Below are 22060 nucleotides of genomic sequence, written 5' to 3'. Positions count from 1 at the left end.
GGGACGGACGCGGCGGGAGGCCGACGAGGCGTGGCGAATGCGGAGCACAGCGGGCGGCCGGCGGAGGCCTTCGGGTCGACGGCGGCCGACACGGCGAGGGCACGTCTGCGCGCGGCCCGCCTCGGCCTCTGGCTGCTGGCGGCGGTCCTCGCCGTACGTCAGGTGGCCGTCGTCCTCGGCACCCCGCGCGGAGAACGGCTGACGGACCTGGAGACCTGGGTCGGACCCGACGGCGTGCTGCACGTCAACGGCTCGCTCTACGACTCCACACGCTTCACGGGAACCCCGTTCGGCGGGCTCGTCCTCAAGCCCCTCACCCGGGCGGCCGAACAGGCCCTGGGCTGGGGCTGGACCTTCGGCACCCTGCTGCTGGTCGCCGCCCTCGGCCTGGTCGTGGCCCGTGCGCTGCCCCAGCCGGTCAGCAGACGGACGGCACTGCTGGCCGCGCCCGTCACGATCAGCCTGCTGATGCTGTCGCTGCCGGTGCGCAACACCCTCTGGCTCGGCCAGACCAGCATCATCCCGGTGCTGCTGGTCCTGCTCGGCTGCTTCGTCGTACGGGACCGGCGGGCGGCCGGCGTCCTGATCGGGCTGGCGGCGGCTCTCCAGCCCACGGTCCTGCTCTTCGCCGCACTGCTGTGGTTCACCGGCCGCCGCCGCGCCGCGGCGGCCACCGGCGCCTCGTTCGCCGCGGTCACCGCGCTCGCCTGGGCGGCGATGCCGCACGACTCGTACACCTACTGGGTGCACCACATGGCGGGTGTCGGACTCGGCGGCGAGGCCGACGCGCTCGCCAACCAGTCCCTGCACGGCGCCCTGCTCCGCCTCGGCCTCTCCGGCCCGCTGGAGATCGGCTTGTTCCTGTCGCTCGGCGCGGCCGTCGCCGCGCTGGGCGTCCGCCGGGCGGTCCGTTACGCCCGCGACGGTCAGCTGCTGCTGGCGGTGGCCCTCACGGGCTGCGCGGCGATCGTCGTCTCGCCCACGACCTGGCAGCACCAGCTGCTGTGGGTGCTGCTGGCGGTGGTCGGCCGGGTCGGCAAGCGCGCCTCCGACCGCTATGTGTGGCCGGTGGCGGTGCTCCTGGTGATGACCCTCCCGGCGAAGATGATGCTGCCGAACATGGCGGTCCTGTACCCCCTGCGCGACAACGCGGTGCTGCTGGCGGCCGTCGCGGCGGCCACGGTCGTCCCGTTCCTGCCGCGTACGTCCCCGTACTACCGCGCGCCCGTCCCCACGCAGTACGCGCGGCCGGTCCCCACGCGCTGGAAGCGCGTACCGCTGCTGCCCTTCCTGAAGCGGGTCCTGACCCGCCCGAACCTGCTCCTCGAGCTGCTGCTGATCCGCGTGACGTACGCCGCGTACCAGCAGGTCCGGCTGGGCGCGACCGGTGGCACCAACACCGGCGGACGGGCCCGCGCGGAGGCCCACGGCCGCCAGATCCTCGACATCGAGCGGTTCCTGCACATCGACATCGAGCACTGGGCCAACCACGCGGTGGTGAAGGTCGGGTGGCTGCGGGACTTCTTCGACTTCTATTACGAGTCCTTCCACTTCGTGGTGCCCCTGTCGGTCCTCGCGCTCCTGTACTGGCGCCGCCCGGTCGACTACCGCTGGGCCCGCGCCTCCCTGGGCTTCGCGACCCTGCTGGCCCTGGTCGGCTTCTGGCTCTATCCGCTCGCCCCGCCCCGCCTGATGCCGAACCTGGGCGTCATCGACACGGTCCACGGCGTCCAGGACTTCTCCAAGCCGGACTACGGGACGCTGACGGCGCTGACGAACCAGTACGCGGCGATGCCGTCCCTGCACTTCGGCTGGTCCCTGTGGTGCGGGCTGGTCATCGCGATCGTCGCCCCGAAGTGGTGGATGAAGGCACTGGGCCTGCTGCACCCGCTCTTCACGGTGTCGGCGATCGTCGCGACCGGCAACCACTGGGTGCTGGACGCGGTCGGCGGCGCGCTGGTGGTGGGCGGCGGCTTCGGCCTGTCGTACCTGTTCATGGGGCCGAGGGCGCGGCTCGCGACGGCGACGGCGACGCTGACGGCTCCGGCGGAGGGGGCGGCGGGTGCGGTCAAGTCCACCGAGTCCGCCGGGTCCGCGGCCACGGAGAAGGACCCGACGCCGAGCTGAGCGCTCTTGCGATCCGCGCCCGGCCGTCGAGGCCGGGCACCCCGCCGGGGACGCGGGTCGCCGCCCGATGCCCCGCTCCTCCGGCGACCGCCAGGGGATCGGGGGCAGGGGATCGGAGCCAGAGGGCCGGGACAAGGCGGGCGGTACACTCCGGCCAGGGGGGATCATGACGGATCGCGACTGGAACGACGACAGCGGTTACCGCGACGCGGTGCAGAAGGCCGAACGCGCGGAACGCGCCGGGTGGATGGCGATCGCCGGCACGACAGGCCTGATCGGCCTCGTGCTGATCGTCCTGGCCGTCGTCTGCGTGCTCGCGGTCATCGCGGGCCTCTATGTGGTGATGGCCGTCAATCGCTAGAGGCTGTTGTTCCCTTTCCTTTGTCTTTCATCTTTCTTTCATTTCGTGGTCTGCGCGGACGTCGATTCCGTCGACGGCGCATTTCTCAAGAGGCAGTTGACCGGCTTTGGTGCGTCAAATGGTCATTGCGTACAGCGATAGTTCCTTGACGCTGAGTGAAAGAGAGGTTTGAATTCGCTTACTTTTTCGAGATCTTCTGACTCTGGGGGGCGGAGTTCAGTGCTTTCGGCACGGGGCGGTTCAGGCACGTTCGGACGTCGTAGACACGGCAGACGCAGGGGGACGGGAACGGCGGCCGCGTTGGCCGTGTTGCTGGGGATGCTGGCGTTGCCCGCGCAGGAGGCTGCGGCAGCTTCCCCGGAGGCGGATTCCGCGCCTTCGACAGAGGGTCAGCAGGCGCTGGCCGAGGCGGAGGAGTCCGGTCGGCGGGTCGAGGTGACGGGCGAGCGGACGGACCGGACGACGGTCTTCGCCAATCCCGACGGGTTCACCTTCACGCTGGAGCAGTCGGCGGTTCCGATACGCGTGGCCAAGGCGGGCGGTGGCTGGCAGGCTCCGGACGCGACGCTGGAAAAACGTTCCGATGGTTCGGTGGGCCCGAAGGCCGCCGCCGTGTCGATCGCATTCTCGGCAGGGGGCGACAAAGCGCCGCTGGCGCGGATCGAGGACCAGGGAAATTCGCTGGAGCTGGAGTGGCCGGGCAAGCTTCCGGCCCCTCGGTTGGACGGCCCGAGCGCCGTATACGCGGATGTGCTGCCGGGTGTCGACCTGCAAGTGACGGCGACGCCGGAGAGCTTCCAGCCGGTGTTCGTGGTGAAGACGCCCGAGGCGGCGGCGAACGAGGAGTTGAAGAAGCTCACCTTCGGGCTGAAGGCTCAGGGGCTGGACGTTCGCGAGGGCGCGGCGGGTAATCTCGCGGCCGTCGACGGCAGTGGCCGCACGGTGTTCAAGGCACCACCGGCGCGGATGTGGGACTCGGCCGGCGAGACTGCCGTGACGCCACAGACGCCAACAGCGGCCGAGACACCGAAAGCGCGGGAGACGCCGAAGGCTGACGGGACGCCGGAGACTGCTGTGACGCCGGAGACCCCGAGGGCCCCTGAGGTCCCGGAGACGCCGAAGGCGGCCGAGACGCCGGAGACGCACGAGACCGCCGGGGCTCAGCCCCAGTTGCTGCGGGCGCAGGCGCTGGGTGAGGAGCCGGTTGTGCCCTCCGACCCCGCCGAGGTGGCGCCGTCGGGTTCGGGTCTGGAGCCCGGTCAGGGTGACAAGGTCGCGAGGATGGACGTCGCGGTCACCAAGGACTCGCTGTCCGTCGTCCCGGACACGGAGATGCTCACCAGGACCGATGCCTCGGCCTTTCCGCTCTTCATCGACCCGACGGTGACCTGGGGCGAGTCGGAGCGCACCTTGCTGCGCAGTGACGGCTACGAGTCGTACGGCTGGAGCAACGGCGACGACGACCAGGGCAAGGGCGCCGGCAAGTGCGGTACCTGGAACGGGTATTACTGCGGTCCGGGGTATGTGCAGAAGCTGTACTTCGAGTTCTCGCCGGCGAGTCTGAAGGGCAAGAAGGTCCTGGACGCGACGTTCCGGGTGACGGAGCCGTGGGCGTTCCAGTGCGATCCGCGCTGGGTGGACCTGGTCCGTACGAACAACATCTCCTCGGCGACCACGTGGTCCTCGCGGCCGGCGGAGCTGGACCTGATGGTGGACCGGAACGTCTCGGCGGGCCGTGGCTCGTTGTGTGACCCGGACGCGCCGGACGCGCCGATCGAGTTCAACGACAACCCGGACGAGACGAACGAGAACCTCACCTCGACGGTGTCGAACTTCGCGGCGGGCAAGTTCTCCCGGCTGACGCTGGAGATCAAGGCGCACGACGAGTCGGACACCGCCGCGTGGAAGCGGTTCAAGAACGACGCCGTGCTCGCCGTGAACTTCGTCGGCCTGCCCGACAAGCCGAGCGCCGTCGGTATCGTCACCGGCTCCGGCACGGTCTGCGAGACCACCGAGAGCGACCCGGCGGTCGTCTCCGACCCCACCCCGACGCTGGCCGCGACCGCGCAGACCAAGTCCGGCGGCGAGAAGGACGCCCAGCTGCGGATCGCCTACGACCTCGACAGCAAGAGCGGCAGCACCTGGGTGGACACCACGCCGGGCAACGGCGACGCACGTCCCTCGACCGGATACGTCGGTGACAACACCAAGGTGACGCTGACCTGGTCCACCCTCACGGACGGCACGCTCTACCGGTACCGGAGCTGGGTACGGTCGTACTACAACGGCGGCGCCAGCAATCTGCCCGGACCGTCGAACGCCACCACCACCGGCTGGTGCTACTTCAAGGTGGACTCCAGCGCGCCCAAGGCACCCGGCATCACCGTCGGCAGCCCCTACACGGCGTGCACGACCAACGACTGCACCGCTCACGGCGGGCCCGCGGTGAAGGGCACGTTCAAGTTCGGGCCCGCCTCCGGCGACACCAACGTCGCCTACCAGTACAAGCTTTCCTCGACGGCCGCGTGGTCGCCGGACCAGACCGGAGCCACGGTGTCGGTCGGCATCACGCCCACGAAGGCGGGCACGTACCGCCTGTACGTGCGGGCCAAGGACAACGTGTCCCGGTACGGTGCGCAATCCGTCGTCGACTTCGTGGTCGCCGACGGTGAGAAGCCGGTCGGCCAGTGGCAGTTCGGCGAGGCCGACGGAACGGCGGTGGACTCCGCGACGTGGGACGGCGCGGACAACGCGACCCCGAGCGGCGGTGCGGTCCGCGACGACCGCGGTCGTCGCGGTCTGATCACGCGTGACGCCACCGGTGTGCCGCTGACGACGCCGGTGACGGACAAGGGGCTGGCCCTCGACGGCAGCACCGGCTACGCGGCCACGGCCGGCACGGTGCTGGACACGGCGGGGTCGTACACGGTCGCCGCCTGGGTACGGGTCGACCCGGCCTCCACGAAGACCGTCACGGTCCTCAGCCAGTCCGCGGCGACGACGAGCCCGTTCACCAAGAAGTACAGCCCGTTCATCATCTCCTACGGCGGCAAGTGGAGCATGCGCGTGCTGGGCACGGACGGTGCCTTCCACGAGGCGGCGGCACCGAACGCGGCACCCAAGGGGGTGTGGACGTATGTGGCCGGTGTCCATGACGCCGTCGCCAAGAAGGTCCACCTCTACGTGAACGGCAAGCTGCAGGCCTCGGTCGACGCGGGGACCGCCTGGCACGCGGACGGCGCGTTCCAGATCGGCCGCCTGCTGTACGCGGACACCTACGTGGACTATTTCAAGGGCAGCATCGACGAGCCCACGGCGTGGCAGCGGGCCCTGTCCGCGGAGGAGATCGCGGACGACGCGCGGACGCTGACGTCGGACGCCTTTGCCGGTGTGGAGCTGGTCGCCGACTGGTCGGCCGACCGGGGGTCCGGGACCACGATCGCGGACACCACCTCGGGCTACGGCCGGTCGCTGACCCTCGGCGGCGGTGCCTCGCTGAACGGCGAGTCGATCGTGCTGGACGGAGTGGACGACGCGGCCACGGCGGCGGGTCCGGTGGTGGACGACACGGGCTCGTTCACGGTCACGACGCTGGCGTCCCTGGATGCCACCGCGCTCGCCGGCAAGAGCGTCGGCTACACCGGCCAGGTGGTGGGACAGCGGACGGTCGACGGGTCGGCCTGGGGCTTCTGGTACGAGCTGACGGACAAGCAGACCGTGCTGGACGAGGAGACCCTGGAGGAGAAGACCGTTCCGGTGGGCTTCTGGCGCTTCGGCCGGCTCAACGCCAACGGCACCTTCAGCGCGGTGGCGTCCGACGAGGCCGCGATGGTGGACGGCATGGTCAGGATGACCGGTGTCTTCAACGCCCAGGACGGCACGATCGGCCTCTACCTGGGAGCCGTCCAGAACGGCGACGACGAGGCGTTCACGGCCAAGATCGGCTCGGGCGATCTCGCGGTCGGCAAGGACTTCGCCGGCAACGCGTGGGGGCACTACCTGCCCGGACGCGTCGCGGACGTTCGTCTGTGGGCGGGCGCGATGGCCGGATCCGAGCAGATCGAAGAGACCGTAGGCGACTGACGAGGAGGGGCAGGGGCGGCTCGCTCGGCGGGCTGCCCCTGCCCCGGCTTTTCGGTACCGCTCCGCATCTCTCCGTACCGCGCCGAAACTCTCTGAACCCTCTCTGAACTCTTTCGACAGGACCGGGGGAAAATGACCATGATCTTTGGCAGGGGCACATCACATTGGCGAGGGGGTGGTGCCGGCCGGCACCGCTTCGGTCGGCTGCTGGTGCCGTCACTGGCCCTCGCGCTCGTCGCACCTCTGGGCGCGGCACAACTGGCCCAGGCCGCGGAGACCTCCGGCCTGGGGCGGCCCGACGTGCCCAAGTCCCGGGTGAGCAAGGTCGAGACGGTCGACGGCCTCGGCGCGAAGGAAGCCCGGCGACGGGTCGCCCAGGACAACAAGGCCAACAAGGCGCAGGCCGATCGGGCCCGTGCGGAGCAGAAGGCGGTCTGGCCCGGGGCGGGCGAGGCGAAGCTCGCCCTCACGGGCGGCAAGGCGGGGAAGGCCGAACCGGGCGGAGTCCCGGTCACGTTGGCGCCGCCGTTCGGGGACAAGGCCGCGACCGCGGGGAAGGGCACGACCGCGGGCAAGGGCGCGGCGGCGGGCACGGCGCGTGTCACCGTGCTGGATCAGCAGGCCGCTCGCGCCGCAGGCGTCACGGGTGTGCTGCTGACCGCCGAGGCCGACACCGCGGGCAAGGCCGAAGTGAGCGTGGACTACAGCGGCTTCTCCTCGGCCCTGGGAGGCGGCTGGTCGCAGCGGCTGCGTCTGGTGCAGCTTCCCGCATGCGCCCTGACGACCCCTGAGAAGAGCGAGTGCCGCACCCAGCGTCCGCTCGCGTCGGACAACGACCTGGCGCACCGGTCGGTTTCGGCGCAGGTGAGCATCGCCGAGTCCACGGACGGTGCGTCGACCCAGCTCATGAAGGCCGCGGGCGGCGCCGCCCCGGCCGCCACCGTGCTGGCCGTCACCGCCACCGCGGCCGGGTCCGGGGAGTCGCCCAAGGGCACCGGAAACTACTCGGCCACCCCGCTGTCGGACTCCTCGTCCTGGGAGTCGGGCGGCAGTTCGGGCGCGTTCACCTGGTCGTACGACTTCACCCTGCCGCCCGCGGCGGCCGGCCCGCTGCCGCCGCTGTCGCTGTCGTACGACTCGGGCGGCGTCGACGGCCGCACGGCCACGTCCAACAACCAGGGCACGTCGGTCGGAGAGGGCTTCTCGCTCACCGAGTCCTACATCGAGCGCACCTACGGCTCGTGCGACGAGGACGGCCACGAGGACATCTCGGACCTGTGCTGGAAGTACGACAACGCGCGGCTGGTGCTGAACGGCAAGTCGACGCGGCTGGTCAAGGACGACGATGACGGTCAGTGGCGGCTGGAGGGCGACGACGCCTCCAAGGTGACCCGGTCCACCGGCGCGGACAACGGCGACGACAACGGCGAGTACTGGACCGTCGTCACCGGCGACGGCACCGAGTACGTGTTCGGCCAGAACAAGCTGGACGGCGCGGACGCCCAGCGCACCAACTCGACGGCGACCGTGCCGGTGTTCGGCGACGACTCGGGCGAGCCGGGCTACTCCGCGGGCGACGCCTTCGGCGACCGCTCGCTCACGCAGGCCTGGCGATGGAGCCTCGACTACGTCGAGGACCTGCGGGGCAACGCTGCAACGTACTGGTACACGAAGGAATCGAACCACTACAAGAAGAACAAGGCCGAGACCGCCAACGCCTCCTACGTTCGTGGCGGTTACCTGGACCGGATCGAGTACGGCCTGCGCAAGGGAGCCTTGTTCACCGACAAGGCGGACGCGAAGGTCACCTTCGGCTACGCCGAGCGCTGCACCGCTTCGGACTGCTCCTCCCTGACCAAGGACACCGCCGACAACTGGCCGGACGTCCCCTTCGACGCGATCTGCGCCAAGGACGACGACGAGTGCAAGGCGGTCGGCCCGGCCTTCTTCTCCCGCAAGCGGCTGACCGGGATCGACACCTTCTCCTACAACGCCACCAGTGCCGCGTACGACGCGGTGGACTCCTGGGACCTGGTCGAGCAGTACCTGGACGGCGGGGACATCGGCGACAGCTCCGACCAGGTGCTGACCCTGAAGTCGCTCAAGCGGACCGCGAAGGCGGGCGCCACGAGCGTCGCGCTGAACCCGGTCTCGTTCACCTACCAGATGCGGCCGAACCGCGTCGACGGCACGGACGACATCCTGCCCCTGACCCGGCCGCGGATCTCCACCGTCGTCTCGGAGACCGGTGCGATCACGACGGTGACCCTGTCGGCGGCGGAGTGCGTGCGCAGCCAGGTGCTGGGCGCGGCCCCGGACACCAACACCCGTTCGTGCTACCCGCAGTTCTGGCACATCAACGGTGGCGAGGACGCCTCGATCGACTGGTTCCAGAAGTACCGGGTGCTGGCCGTCGGCGTGTCCGACCCGACAGGCAACAACGAGGCGGTCGAGAACGCGTACTCCTACAGCGGTGCCGCCTGGCACTACAGCGACGACCCGTTCGCGCCGAAGGCCGAGCGGACCTGGTCGGAGTGGCGCGGCTACGCCCAGGTGACCGCGTGGACCGGCGCGACGGGCGTGACCCGCTCCCGCACCGTCTCCCTCTACCTCCAGGGCATGGACGGTGACGAGAAGAGCGACGGCACCGACAAGTCCGTCTCCGTCGCCCCCTTGTCGACGCCCGCTCTCGGGGCCGCTGCCATCACCGACAGCGACCCGTACGCGGGGCAGCTGCGCGAGCAGGTCACCTACGACGGCTCCACAGCGATCTCGGCGACGGTGAACGACCCCTGGTCGCAGGAGACCGCCCGCCAGAGCGTGTCCGGTGCCGGCGACCACGTCGCCCGCTTCGTCCGCCCGCAGAAGGTGCACAGCTACACCTACCTGACGGCCCCGCAGACGTGGCGCGAGCGCCTGACGAACACGTCCTACGACAGCTACGGCATGCCCGTCACGGTCGACGACTCCGGGCAGGTCGGCAAGGCCTCGGACGAGACCTGCACCCGCACCTGGTACGCCCGTAACGCCGACATCGGCCTCACCGGCCTGACCTCCCGCACCCGCACGGTCGCCCGCAGCTGCGCGACCGCGGACGCCTCCCTCGCCCTGCCCGCGACGATGAACCCGGCCGCCCCCGAGCGGGGCAGCGTGCTCGCCGACGTCGGCACCGTCTACGACACCGCGAACGCCACCACCTGGTCGGCGACCCAGAAGCCCACCAAGGGCCTGGCGACCTGGACCGGCCGCCCCACCGGCTACACCGCGACCGCAGACGCGGCCGGCGACCGGCTCCCGTCCGGCTGGCAGACGGCCACCACCACGACGTACGACACCCTGGGCCGCACCCTCAAGGTCACCGACTCGGTGGGGAACCCCACCAGCACCGCCTACACGCCCGTCGACGCGGGGCCGCTGACCAAGACCGTCACCACGGACGCCAAGACGTACAACACGGTCACCTTCCTCGACCCGCGTCGCGCGGTGCCGCTGCGCACCTACGACGTCGGTCTCAAGAAGACCGAGATGGCCTACGACGCCCTCGGCCGGCTCACCGACGTGTGGCTGCCGAACCGGACGAGCGGCAGCCAGACCCCCAACCAGAAGTACGCGTACCACACGGACAGCGCCAAGCCGTCCTGGGTGTCGACGTCGACGCTGAAGAAGGACGGCGAGAGCTACAAGACCACCTACACGATCTACGACGCGCTCCTGCGCCCCCTGCAGACCCAGTCGCCCACACCCGAGGGCGGCCGGCTGCTGACGGACACGCGCTACGACACGCGGGGACTGGCCTACGAGACGTACGCCGACATCTTCGACACCACCAGCACGCCCAACGGCACGTACACGCGGGCCGAGTACGGCGAGGCGCCCCAGCAGACGGGGACGGTGTTCGACGGGGCGGGCCGCCCGACGACCAGCACCCTGTACACCTACGGCATCAAGAAGTGGGCCACCACCACCGGTTACACCGGTGACTCGGTCGCGACGACGGCCCTGGAGGGCGGTTCGGCGCAGCGCACGATCACCGACGTCCGCGGCCAGGTGACGGAGACCCGTGAGTACGCGAGCACGAGCCCGGCCGACGCCGCCTACGGCGGCAGCGCCGGCGCCGCGTACACGTCCACGAAGACGGACTTCGCCCTCGACGGCAGGAAGCTGACGCTCACCGGCCCCGACGGCGCCAAGTGGTCCTACGTCTACGACCTGTTCGGCCGTGAGGGCATCAGCACCGACCCGGACAAGGGCGTGACCCTCACCGAGTTCGACGCCCTCAACCGTCCGGTCAGGACGACGGACGCGCGCGGCACGGCCGTCGTGACCGACTACGACGTGCTGGGCCGGATCACCGGTACCTGGAAGAACTCCAAGACGGACGCCAACCAGCTCACCGGTTTCGTCTACGACACCCTCCTCAAGGGGCAGCTCACCTCCTCCACCCGCTACGTCGGCGGCAAGGCGGGCGCTGCCTACACGCAGGCCGTCACCGCCTACGACAGCCTGAACCGCCCCACGGGTACCGAGCTGCAACTGCCGGACAGCGACCCGTTCGTGAAGGCGGGCGCGTCCGCCACGGTGGCGTACGAGACGGGGTACAACGTCGACGGCAGCAAGAAGTTCAGCCGTGAGCCGGCCGTGGGCGGCCTGTCGTCCGAGATCGTCGAGTACGGATACGACGACGTGGGCGACGTGACCTCGGTGGGCGGCGCGACCGGATACCTGCTGGACGTGGACTACTCGGCGATGGCACAACCGCAGCAGCTGACCCTGGGCACCGGCGGCACCGGCAACAAGAGCGTCTACGTGGCGAACACCTATGAGGAGGGCACCGGCCGCCTGACCAACAGCCATGTCACCGACCAGACCCACGGCTACATGCTCCAGGACCTCACCTACACCTACGACCAGACCGGCAACGTCACCGCGATCAGCGACCCGACCCTCCTGGGCGGCACCGGCTCCGCGGACACCCAGTGCTTCACCTACGACGGCCACCAGCGCCTGACCGAGGCCTGGACGCCCGCCTCGCAGAAGTGCACCGACACCAGGAGCGCGTCGAGCCTGTCGGGCCCGGCGCCGTACTGGTCGTCCTACTCCTACAACGCCGCGGGCCAGCGGTCCAGCGAGACGGTCCACAAGAGCACCGGCGACACCAGGACGACGTACTGCTACCCCACGACCCTCACCGCCCAGCCGCACACCCTGACCGGCACCACGACCAAGACCGACTGCGCCACCCCGGAGCGTTCCTACGACTACGACAAGTCCGGCAACACCTGGCACCGCCCCGGCGCGAGCGGTACACAGACCCTGGAGTGGTCGCCCGACGGCAAGTTGAGCAAGCTCACCGAGGGCGGCGTGGCGACCGACTACCTCTACACCACGGACGGCACCCTGCTGATCCGCAGCACGCAGAACGGCGAGCGCGTTCTCTACACCGGCGCCACCGAACTCCACCTCCGCGCCAACGGGACCACCTGGTCGCAGCGTTACTACGGTGCCGAGGAACTGACGGTCGCCGTCCGCTCCAACCAGTCGGGCACCAACAAGCTCACCTACCTCACGGGCGACCAGCACCAGACCTCGACGCTGGCGCTCAACCCGGACACCGGCCAGACCTTCACCAAGCGCTACACCACGCCCTTCGGCGCCGACCGCGGCACGACGCTGAACGGCCCCTGGCCGGACGACAAGGGCTTCCTGGGCAAGACACGGGACGCCACGTCGGGCCTGACCCACATCGGCGCCCGTGAATACGACGCGTCCATCGGTCAGTTCATCAGCGTCGACCCGCTCCTGGAATCCGGCGAACTCCAGAGCCTCAACGGCTACACGTACGCGGTACAGAACCCGCTCACCCACAGCGACCCCACCGGCCTGGGCCTCGCCTGCGGCGGCAACGGCGACGACACGCCCTGCCCGACCCGCCCGGACGGCACCCCCGGCAACGGTCGCCCCAACGAGGCCGTCGACTATTCCAAGCCGCAGTCGCCCCACCCGTGCAACAGCAACTGCGGCACGGCCAGTGGCGACACGTGGACGCGACAGGACGAGTTGGGCCGTCGGGCCGCGGCCGCCTACCGCGAGCAGCTGGTGCTCAACCCGGAGGTCATCCTCAACCCGAACGCCACCCAGCTCACGGCCATGTGGTTCATGGGCGTCACACCGTCCGCCTACTACTTCGACAAGAACGACAAGATGACCCAGGCCGTCCAGGATCACATCTGGATGCAGGTCGTGCGCACGTTCCTCTCGCACCGCAAGAACACGAAGATAGGGCAGACCATCAAGGGGCTCGACTACAAGACCAAGTACGGCGCGGCCATGAACGACCTTCCCCTCAAGGGAATGATGGTGGGCGAAGTGTCCGACGCCCTCATGCAGCTCGCCGGTGACAACGACCCGGACACGGCGGCGGGCGCCACCCGCGCGGTGCTCGGCTCCTTCAACATGAAGGCGACCGTGACCGGATACAACAAGCTGAACCGGCGCGGAACGGTGCAGTTCGAGATCACCCAGAAGATGACCGTCGAGTCACTGACCCGTGGCGTGTCGAAGGAAGGGTACGAGAGCGGAGCGAAGGACCCGATGGCGTCGGGCATCTCCAACACCGCCCGCGCGGTCTTCCCCGGCGGCCAGAAACCGCTGTCGATGACGTTCCGATGGACCGAGACCGTTCCGATGCCGGCGCCCGGCCGGTGAGCTGATCACTCCGGCGCGCTTCTCGCGGCCAGCCGCTCCTGGAGCCGCGCGTGCCGGAACTGGTAGACGGGGCCCGTCGCCCGCAGCAGGTTGCGGCGGCGGGCGTCCTCCAGGAAGTGCATCAACCGTACGGGGGTGCCCTCCTCGAAGTGGAGCTGTACGGCCGTCAGGGCGGTGGAGACGGCGAGGTTGCCGACGAGGACCGAGGTGGCACCGGTCCACAGGGCGGCCGTCAGTGCGAACATCGCACCGAGGAGCGGGTACTGCGCCCAGGCGATGATCGGGCCGATGTACAGCGCGAGGGCGAATCCGGTCAGCAGCCCCAGGAAGAGCCGCAGCCCTATGTGGTGCCGCCACACGTCCACCGGGCCCACTGACCGGGTGTCCACCACCTGGGGCCGGGCGAACTCCTCTCGAACCTTGTCGTAGCTACGGCCCGAGCCGACGGAGAGCAACGGGGTGCCGGAGAGGATCTTGTGTCCTCGGCCTGTCACCAGCAGCTCGGAGAAGCCGATGGGCAGCGTCGCCAGGTACAGCAGCCAGATCGGCGGGCCGGGGTCGAGGACCAGCGGCAGCAGGAGGCAGAGCCCGGTACCCACGAAAAGCCACTGCCGGATGCCGGATCGGACCGTATCCGGGGTGAAGATGTCGCGCCAGCCGGCACTCGACAACGGCTGCGGCTCGCTGAACTCCGCGACGCGGCAGGCGATGCCGTAGCCGCCCCCGATCGCCGAGAGGGTACCGATCACGATCACCAGCGGAGTCGGGTACAGACTCCAGGTCATGACCACGCCGGGCGGCCCGCACACGACCGTGGAGACGATCCATACGGCGATCAGCCGCGGCCGGTGGCCCGTCCAGCCGGGAGTGTGCCACCAGCGCAGATCGCGGGCACCCTCCTGGGTGAGCCGGGCGGCGAGGTACCGGAGCGTGCGTTCGGCCGTCCTGGCGGAGTAGCGCGGGCGGGGGTGTCCGGGGCGCCGGGTGTAGGCGGCGACGACCGCGTGATCGAGGAGATGGTTCTCGACGGCTGCCGGGGTGGGAAAGCGCGCGGTGTCGAGCAGTTCGTCGACGGGATCGTCGTCGCCGTAGACGTCGCGGAGCAGGGCGATGGCGAGCGGTCCGGCCAGGGCGGCGGCGAGCGGACCGGCCTCCGTGAGCAGTCGTCCGGTGAGCTGCTGCCAGGCGGGGGACGGAGTGGAGGGCAGCCGGTTCAGCAGATACCCGGCGGCGTCGGCGGGCCGGACCGGCTGGAGCTCCACCGCGAGAGCACCGCCCAGCCGCGCCTTCTTCGCGGTGAGCACGGCCTCCTTGGCCCGCGAGACGAGCACCAGCCGGAACGGCGCCGTCTCCAGTGCGCTGACCATGGCCCCGCGCAGCCTGCCGGTGACCTCGTCGAGGCCGTCGAGGAAGAGGGAGACGCGTCCCTGTTCGAGCAGCTGCCGGGCGCGGGCCCGCCCGCCCTTCCCGTGGAAGAGGGTGTACTGGCGGGTCAGCCGGTCGGCGGCCCAGTCGACGGCGGTGTCCTCGCCGGGATTCCACCCGTCGAGGGAGAGCAGCACGGGCACGGGCACGCGGGCCCGGTCGGCGGGTGCGGCCCGCGCGGCCCGATGGGCGAGCGCGTCGAGGAGCAGCAGCACTGCCGCGGCGGTCTTTCCGGCGGCCGGCGCTCCGACGAGCAGCAGCCGCCCGGAGGCCAACCCGCCGTAGACGGCGTGCAGTTCGGACAGCCCGCCGCCGTCACGAAGCCGGCCCCGGGTGGCCGGTCCGAGCCCCGGCAACGGCCCGAACCGCGCCCGCCCCGCTCCCTCCCCCGTGGCCCCGACGACCCGACCCGCCACCTTCCGCTCACTCACCCGCCACCGCACGGGCAGCGGCGCGGGCTCGAGCAGCCGCCGCAGCCCGGCCTCCTCCTGCCACTGCGCGCCGACGACCCGGGCGAGCTCGTCGGCGGTGGTGTCGAGGGGGTCCACGGTGGCGGCGGCGGTGTGGGCGACGTGGTGATGGATGTTCTGGGTGTTGTGGTCACCGACCTGGAAGGCGGTGGGCCCGTGGAAGGCGTTGCCGGAGGCGGAGTTCGCGTCGCGCGGACCTCTGTCGCCGGGGTCCGACTCGGCGCTGCCGGCCTCGGGACGGGGGCCGCTCATCCGCCGGACCCGAAGTGGTTCTCCTGCCGGTTGTGATCGCCGGTCTGCACGGCGGTGGGCCCGTGAAAGGTGTTCCCGCTGACGGCGCCGCCCTGCGGCCCGTCATCTGCACCGAACTCCTTGGTCAGCTGCACGAGTTGCTCGACGAGCCGATCCCGCTCCTCCTGCGCGAGGGCCTCCAGCAGTGAGGCGAACTCCCCTTGCCACAGGACCGCGTGCACGGCCCGCACCCGCTCCCGCTCACCCTCGTCGACGGCGTTCAGCACGGCGGCGGTCCGGTCTAGCCGCTCGATCGCCTCCCGTTCGGCGTCGGCGTCCCCTCGCCCGACGAGCCGAGCGCACCGCACCCGGAACCAGGCCCAGCTGTCCGCCCCGGCCGACTGCACGACGGCCATCCCCCCACCGGCCGCAGCCGCGGTCAACGCCTCGCTCAGCATGTTCCGTCCCCTCCCCCTGGCCACCCCGGCCCGCTGAGTGCGCGCACGGGACAAAACGCATGGTACAGACGGCAGTTGGGGGTGACGGAGCGTTCTGATCACCGGGAGGGGAGAATCACGGGATGGTCGGGGAGAGGGTGTCGGGGAAGACGGTGTCCGGCAAGGCGGCGGTCGTGGTCGCGAACGCGAGGGCGTGGTTCGTGCGGCGGACGCCGGTCTTCTGGCTGACGCTCTCGGTGATGTCGTGCGTGGGCCTGTTCCTCACGTGGTTCTGGGGAGCGTGGTCCGGCGGCCTGGACGTGGCGGAGACCTGCACGCTCCTGAAGGGCCAGAAGTACGACGACGCCTACCGCACGGAGCACTGGCGCGAGCCGTCGCAGCTCTTCCCGCTCCACAACAAGTGCAACGCCTCGTACGACCTCGTGCCTGCCTGGGTCAACCCCATGCTGGTCCTGCTGGCGTTCCTCGCCGTGGCCGGCCTGATCGCGGCGGTCTGGGCGACGGCCGTCCGGTTGTGGCGGCTCTGGCAGCGGTGTCGGCCGACCTCGGCGCTCTGAGCCGACGGCGAGGGTAGCTGCGTCAGCTCACCCTCACCTGGCGGTCACGTCGGCGGACGGGCGTGCGGGTGCGGAGGTCCGCCGCTGTCCCACGAGGCTCCGCAGCCGGCGCTCTGCGGGGTGTTCGACGCAGGTGTAGGCCAGGGCCGCGAGGGTGAGGCTGACGACCAGCACCCCCGCCCAGAACGCGACCGTCTCGCCGCCGGGCGCGGGCTTGCCCCACTCGAAGACTGCCACCCGGATCACGATCTCGTGCAGGAGATACCAGGCGAACGACCAGTGCCCCAGCCGGATCATCCAGGTCCCGCCGAGCCCGGTCCGCCGCCCGTCGAGGTCGGCACGGGCGGCGGCGCAGATCAGGGCCGCGAAGAGGGGCGCGGAGAGCAACTGGGAGGCGGAGTAAGGGCTGTACCAGACGGCATCCGGCACCGCGCCCGACCACGAAATCAGCACCAGATGCCAGGCGACGACGAGCCCGAAGGCCACCGGCAGCGACACGGGCGACCGCCAACCGCGCTTGAGCGCGAGCCCCGCCACCACACCGAGCACGAACTGCAGGGAGCGGGTCAGCGGCAGATAGTCGAGCGCCCAGGTGCGGGTGGTGGCCGACGCCCCGGACAGCGCGGGCCACAACAGCAGCGCGGCGAGACCGACCGCGACGGCGGTCCACCCCCACACCCGGGCTCGTTGCTTGGCAAGCACGGCCAGCAGCACAGGGAAGATCAGATAGAACCAGGCCTCGTCACTCAGCGACCAGGCGGCGGGATTCCCCCCGGTGAAGATGACGGGCTGCGGGAACCAGGCGTGCACGAGCAACAAGGTCGCGCCCACCGCCTTGACGGACACGGCCCGGTCCATGAGCGCCCACCACACCCCGACGGACGCCCCGACACTGACGGCGAGCAGCGGCCAGATCCGCGCGAACCGCCGCCACAGGAACACCCGCGCGGACACCCCCGCACCGTCGTAGGTCCAGGCGAGCACGACCCCCGACAACACGAAGAAGAACGTGACCCCACTACGCCCGTACCAGACGACATCACTGACCCCCGGCACGATCCCGACCTGCCGCGACAGGTGATACAGCACGACGAGGAGCGCGGCCCAGAACCGCAGCCCGGTGAGGGAGGGCAGCCGGTCGCGGGTGGGGGCCGGGGTGGGGGTCAACGGGGGTCCTTCGTGGTGGTCAGGACAATTCCGGGACAGAGTACGGGGCACGCGGTAGTACCGCGTGCCCCGTACAGGTAAGGCGAGGTTCAGTTGTAGGGGGTGACGAGCTTCATGGGTTCGTAGGGATAGGTGCTGGTGGGAGCGGTCCAGCCCGCGACGCCGCCCTTGAAGGTCGAGTCCGCGCCGGACCAGTTCCAGGTCCAGGTCTGGATGCTGGTGTCCTGCTTGCGCAGGGCTGCCAGGTCGTCGTATCCGTCGCCGTTGAAGTCGCCGGTGGCAAGCTGTGTCTGGGCGATGTTCCAGCTGAGCTTGCCGTCGAGGGTGACCTTGGCGGAACCGAACTGGTCCAGGCCGGACAGGGACTCCGCGAACATGGTGGAGACCTTGTCGCTGCCGTCGTTGTAGGCGTACCAGATCATGATGTCGTCGCGTCCGTCGCCACTGAAGTCACCGGTGTGCGGGGTGGCCTGGTCCCAGTCGAGGGAGCCGGTGTACCACCAGGACGTCGGAGTGGCGAAGCCGCCCGTGACATCGGCGAGGAACGTGTGGGTGCGGATGGTGTCGTCGCCCTGGCCGTAGAAGACGGCGATGTCGTCGCGGCCGTCGCCGTTGAAGTCACCGGTGGTGAACTTGCAACGGCTGCGCAACCAGGTGCCCGAGGGCGCCGAGAACGACTCGAAGGGGTTGTTGAAGCCACCCCGGACGTTGGCGGTGAGGGTGAGCAACTTGGTGGTGCCGTCGGGGTAGGCGTACCAGATGGCTACGTCGTCACGCCCGTCACCGTTGAAGTCGCCGGCCTCCGGGGTCATGTAGGTGGCGTGCATGACGTTCTTCGCGACGGTCCAGGAGGTGAGTGGCGCGGCGAAGCCTCCGTTGCTCTGCCCCAGGAAGGTCAGCATTTCCAGGCTGGTGTCCGGCTTGGGGTGGAGCGCCGCGATGTCGCCGCGCCCGTCGCCGTTGAAGTCGCCGGTCACGAACTTCATGTACTTGGCCTCGTACACGCCGACCGCGGCGGCATACGACTTCAGCGGTTCCTTGAAGGTGCCGTCGGAGTTGGTCAGGAGGCTGTAGGTGGCGTCCGTTCCGGCATCGAAGTCGTTCCACCAGGCCAGGTCGCTGCGTCCGTCGCCGTTGTAGTCGTGGCGCATGCCGGAGCCGTTGGACCACAGGGCCTGACTCTTGGCGTTGTAGACGACCAGGTTGCCCTTGTCCTGGAGGAGCACGTAGCCCTCACCGGTCAGATTGGGGGTGGTCTTCTTGATCAATCCGGTGGTCCACAGCTTGGACTGACCGTCGGCGCTGTAGACGGTGAGGTTGCCGTCGGCCTCCACACGGGCGGTGGCGTCCGGGTTGCCAGAGGTCTTGGACTGCCAGACGACGACGCCGGCCTTGGAGGTAACCGTGAGGTTGCCGTCACCCTTCATGGTCAGCGTGGCGGAGTTGGACGTGATGGACTGGCCGGAGGTGAGCTGGGTGCCGGGCGCGATGCGGATGCCGCCGGTGATGCCGTCGATGTTGAATGCGGTGCCGAAACCGGTGAGTTGGCTGTTGGTTGCCTTGCCGGTCCAACCGGCCATCGTGTTGTCGGCCTTGCGGGTCCAGAGGTCGAGGACACCGTCGCCGGTGAGGTCGCCGGAGGTGCCCAGGGTGGGGTAGTCGGCCTTCTTGAAGCCGGTGGCGATTTTGGTGCGGTCGGCTCCCCACGTGGCGAGGTTGAGCTTGCCGTCGTCCGCAATCTTCGTTCCGTAGGAGCGGAAGAGCTCGCCGGTCGCGTCGTCACGGAGTAGCAGGTCGGGGACGGCGTCGCCGTTGAGATCACCGGGGGCGACCACGGTGAACTTGCTCCAGTCGATGGTGCCTACGAGGGACGGGGGCGCGACGCCGTCGAGAACACCGGCGGTGTCGCCGTAATAGGCCCAGAGCTTCGTGCCTTGCTTGACGAGGACGTCAGGGAAGGAGTCGCCGTTGAGGTCGCCTCCTGTGGTGACCTGTTCGGCGTTGTACCAGTGGTCGTCACCCTCCCAGCCGGGCCTGGCCTTGCATTTTCCGCTCCTGGGTACGGGGCAACTGACCTGCAGTTCCACATACTCGTCGCGGTTGATACTGCCCTTGCCGTTGTTGTCGTAGACGCGCAGATTGTTCTTCTTGTTGTTGGCGTTGTACTCGAGGGAGACGAGGTCGTTGTAGCCGTCTTCCGTCCAGTCACCGGACAGCGCGACCTGCTGACCCGGGAAGATCCCGCCTGCGTTGGCTGCGGCATAGAAGTGGCTTTCTCCCTGGCCGGCGTGGGCGAGGAGGGTGCCGTTGGAGTCAGTGCTCCAGATGTCCTTGAAGGTGTCGCCGTTCAGGTCACCGGGCTGATCCTTGTCCGTGGAGCGGGTGGCGTAGAAGAGAAAGGTGGCTGTGTCGGAACGGTTGCCGGCTGCGTCGACGCTGTAGGCGTACACCAGGTGCGGGCCGTATGAGGGGACGATGACGTCTGCCCAGGCAGCATCTGTAGAAGCTTCGTTGAGGCTGGGATCGGCGTCCGTCCACCAGTAGTAGGCCTTGACGTCTGTCACACCGTTGGGGGCGAGCAGGAAACGAGCAGTGGTACGAGCCGGCCCCGTCTGCGAGGGCCAGCCGTTGTCCCCGTTGGGGTACTTGTTGCCATCGGAAGTGATGACGGGAGGCTTGCTCGGCCGAGCGCGGTCGATGCTGAAGGTGCAGGTCTTGCTGTACGCCGAGTACGCCCCGTCCGGGTCCTTTGCCCGCACCTTCCAGGTGTAGGTGCCGCTAGGCGTCTTGTCGGCAGGCAGCACGACGGTGGCGACGCGTCCGCGCAGCGCCGGCACGCTGATTCCGTACGGAGTGGTGGAGCCGGAGGGGAAGAGCTGGAACTCGGCGGTCAGGTTGCCCGCGTCGGGATCGTCGACCTTCGCATACAGACTGACCGAGGTGTTGCCGATGGTGCCGCCCGCAGCGCAACTGGTGCTTGGATAGGTGCCCAGACCGGTCGGGACCTTGGGCGGGTTGTTGTAGACGATCTCCAGGACGGCGGTCTTGGGGTCGAACTTCTTCCAGGCGAAGGTGTCCGTCTCGCTGGATGCGTACATGCCCAGGTTGACGCTCACGTCGTCGTTGGCAGCCGCTTTGCGGACGACGTTCGTGGCATTGAACTCCAGATTGCCGGCCGGGCAGTCGTTGCTCCAGCCCTTGGCGTCGTTCACGGTGTCCAGTACGGACCCGATCGGGTCGGGCTGGTTCTTCCAAGTGGTCTTGTCGGAGATGTCACCGACCTCGAACAACTGGACCCCGCGGGCCTGGCAGGACCAGGACCAGGTGTTGCGGATCCGGAAGGTGGCGGACTTGACCTGCGCCCCCCTCGCGGCGCTGGTGTCTAGCTCGAAGAAGGAGCGCGAGACGCGGTTCAGGCCGCCGGTCTCGGCTTCGTACCCGACGCGCACCACTTCTTTGGCGTCCCAGAACGACGTGTTGGGATATGCCTGGTAGACCCTCGTCCAGTGAGTGCGGACGTTGCTGGACCAGGTCGGGTCGATATAGACGGGATAGGTGGTCTCAGCCCCCGTCAGCAGGTCCTGCTCCGGCGTGATGGTCAGCGTGTCGCTGCTGACGGACGTCTCCATGGCCGCGTCCTTGGCCCCGGCCCCGGGGTCGAAGGCGGCTTCTGCGGTCGACGTGGTCGCGGTGAGAGCCGACATCAGCTTCCGCGCTTGGGCAGTGGTGGGCGTGCTGGAGTCCCACATCATGGGGGTGGGGCTGGTGAACACGGTCTGCCCGGCCGGGTCGATCGCCTCCAGAGACCCGGTCTCACTGTCCTTGGACACGTCGAGACCGACCGTCTCGATGGCGAACTGGAGTTGGGCCAACTCCGGGTTCTCGGCGGCTTCGGCGTTCTTGACCACCAGAAGCTGGGAGAAGCCTTCCACCTCGGCTTTCAGCTGGAGGTCCACGCCGGGAAGGACCTCGGTGTAGGTGGCCACGTTCCCCAGCAGCGTGGGAGTGGGCAACGCCTTGGGCCAGGTCAGCGAGAGTGTGCGGCCGTCGCGGTTCCCGGTGAGCATGGGGCCCGCTCCACCGCCGGAGAACCGTACTGACACCGCTGCCGACTTGGGGACCACGGCCCCGTCGGTGGCGAACGCAAGGGTGGGGTCAGCCCCCACCCATGTTCCGTTCCGCCATACCCGCACGGCACTGCCGTACCGCTTCACCGAGAACGAGCCGTCCGGCTGCGCCCAGGTGTCGCTCGACTCCGTGCGAGCGGACACCACCTCGACAGGCTGACCGGAGGCCTGAGCATCGGCAAGGGCCTTGTCCTTCTCGGTCATCGAACCGTCGGCAACCGGATCGGACGCTGCGGTGACCGCCTTGGCTGACTGTGCCGGTACGGCTGTGGCCGTACCGGCAGGCAATATCGGCGCCAGAATGCCGGAGGCCATGATGCCGACCAACAAGCGGAATCTGCGCCTTCGG

General features: G+C 69.5%; 9 protein-coding genes. 5 read left to right on the top strand and 4 right to left on the bottom strand.

Translation table 11 applies throughout. From position 1 onward, the window contains the following. The first annotated feature begins 30 nt into the window (after nt 1–30). The 4 genes from OG736_RS14330 to OG736_RS14315 all read left to right on the top strand — a co-directional run bounded on the left by OG736_RS14330 (nt 31) and on the right by OG736_RS14315 (nt 13276). Nucleotides 31–2127: a bifunctional glycosyltransferase 87/phosphatase PAP2 family protein gene (locus OG736_RS14330; protein WP_327182785.1), complete on the top strand. Its 2097-nt coding sequence runs from the start codon at nt 31–33 to the stop codon at nt 2125–2127. 166 nt (nt 2128–2293) lie between these two features. Further along, complete coding sequence (locus tag OG736_RS14325) at nt 2294–2488, top strand: hypothetical protein (protein ID WP_327182784.1); 195 nt, start codon at nt 2294–2296, stop codon at nt 2486–2488. Between the two features lie 318 nt (nt 2489–2806). After that, nucleotides 2807–6571, top strand: coding sequence for a laminin G domain-containing protein (locus OG736_RS14320; RefSeq protein ID WP_327187604.1), 3765 nt, complete (start codon nt 2807–2809; stop codon nt 6569–6571). A 138-nt stretch (nt 6572–6709) separates the two neighbouring features. Beyond that, nucleotides 6710–13276, top strand: coding sequence for an RHS repeat-associated core domain-containing protein (locus OG736_RS14315; RefSeq protein WP_327182783.1), 6567 nt, complete (start codon nt 6710–6712; stop codon nt 13274–13276). Nucleotides 13277–13281: 5 nt separating this feature from the next. Here the strand turns inward: OG736_RS14315 and OG736_RS14310 are convergent, their stop codons facing one another. After that, nucleotides 13282–15423, bottom strand: a complete 2142-nt coding sequence (locus tag OG736_RS14310) for a hypothetical protein (RefSeq protein WP_327182782.1) — start codon at nt 15421–15423, stop codon at nt 13282–13284. Beyond that, nucleotides 15420–15860, bottom strand: a complete 441-nt coding sequence (locus OG736_RS14305; protein ID WP_327182781.1) for a hypothetical protein — start codon at nt 15858–15860, stop codon at nt 15420–15422. Before OG736_RS14305 ends, OG736_RS14310 begins: the two co-directional genes overlap by 4 nt. 122 nt (nt 15861–15982) lie before the next feature. Between OG736_RS14305 and OG736_RS14300 the strand changes: the two genes are divergently transcribed. After that, entirely contained in the window at nt 15983–16417 is a 435-nt protein-coding gene (locus OG736_RS14300; protein WP_327182780.1) for a hypothetical protein, read from the top strand. A 33-nt stretch (nt 16418–16450) separates the two neighbouring features. Here the strand turns inward: OG736_RS14300 and OG736_RS14295 are convergent, their stop codons facing one another. Further along, on the bottom strand, nt 16451–17584 hold the full coding sequence (locus OG736_RS14295) for an acyltransferase family protein (RefSeq protein WP_327182779.1): 1134 nt from the start codon (nt 17582–17584) through the stop codon (nt 16451–16453). A gap of 89 nt (nt 17585–17673) precedes the next feature. Beyond that, nucleotides 17674–21915 carry an FG-GAP-like repeat-containing protein gene (locus OG736_RS14290; RefSeq protein WP_327182778.1) on the bottom strand — a complete coding sequence of 1414 codons (4242 nt, stop codon included), beginning with the start codon at nt 21913–21915 and terminating at the stop codon, nt 17674–17676. Nucleotides 21916–22060: the final 145 nt, after the last annotated feature.

Origin of the sequence: Streptomyces sp. NBC_01334, from assembly GCF_035983595.1 — a bacterium.
Lineage (GTDB): Bacteria > Actinomycetota > Actinomycetes > Streptomycetales > Streptomycetaceae > Streptomyces > Streptomyces coriariae.
This window is presented reverse-complemented; position numbering and strand designations above follow the sequence as displayed.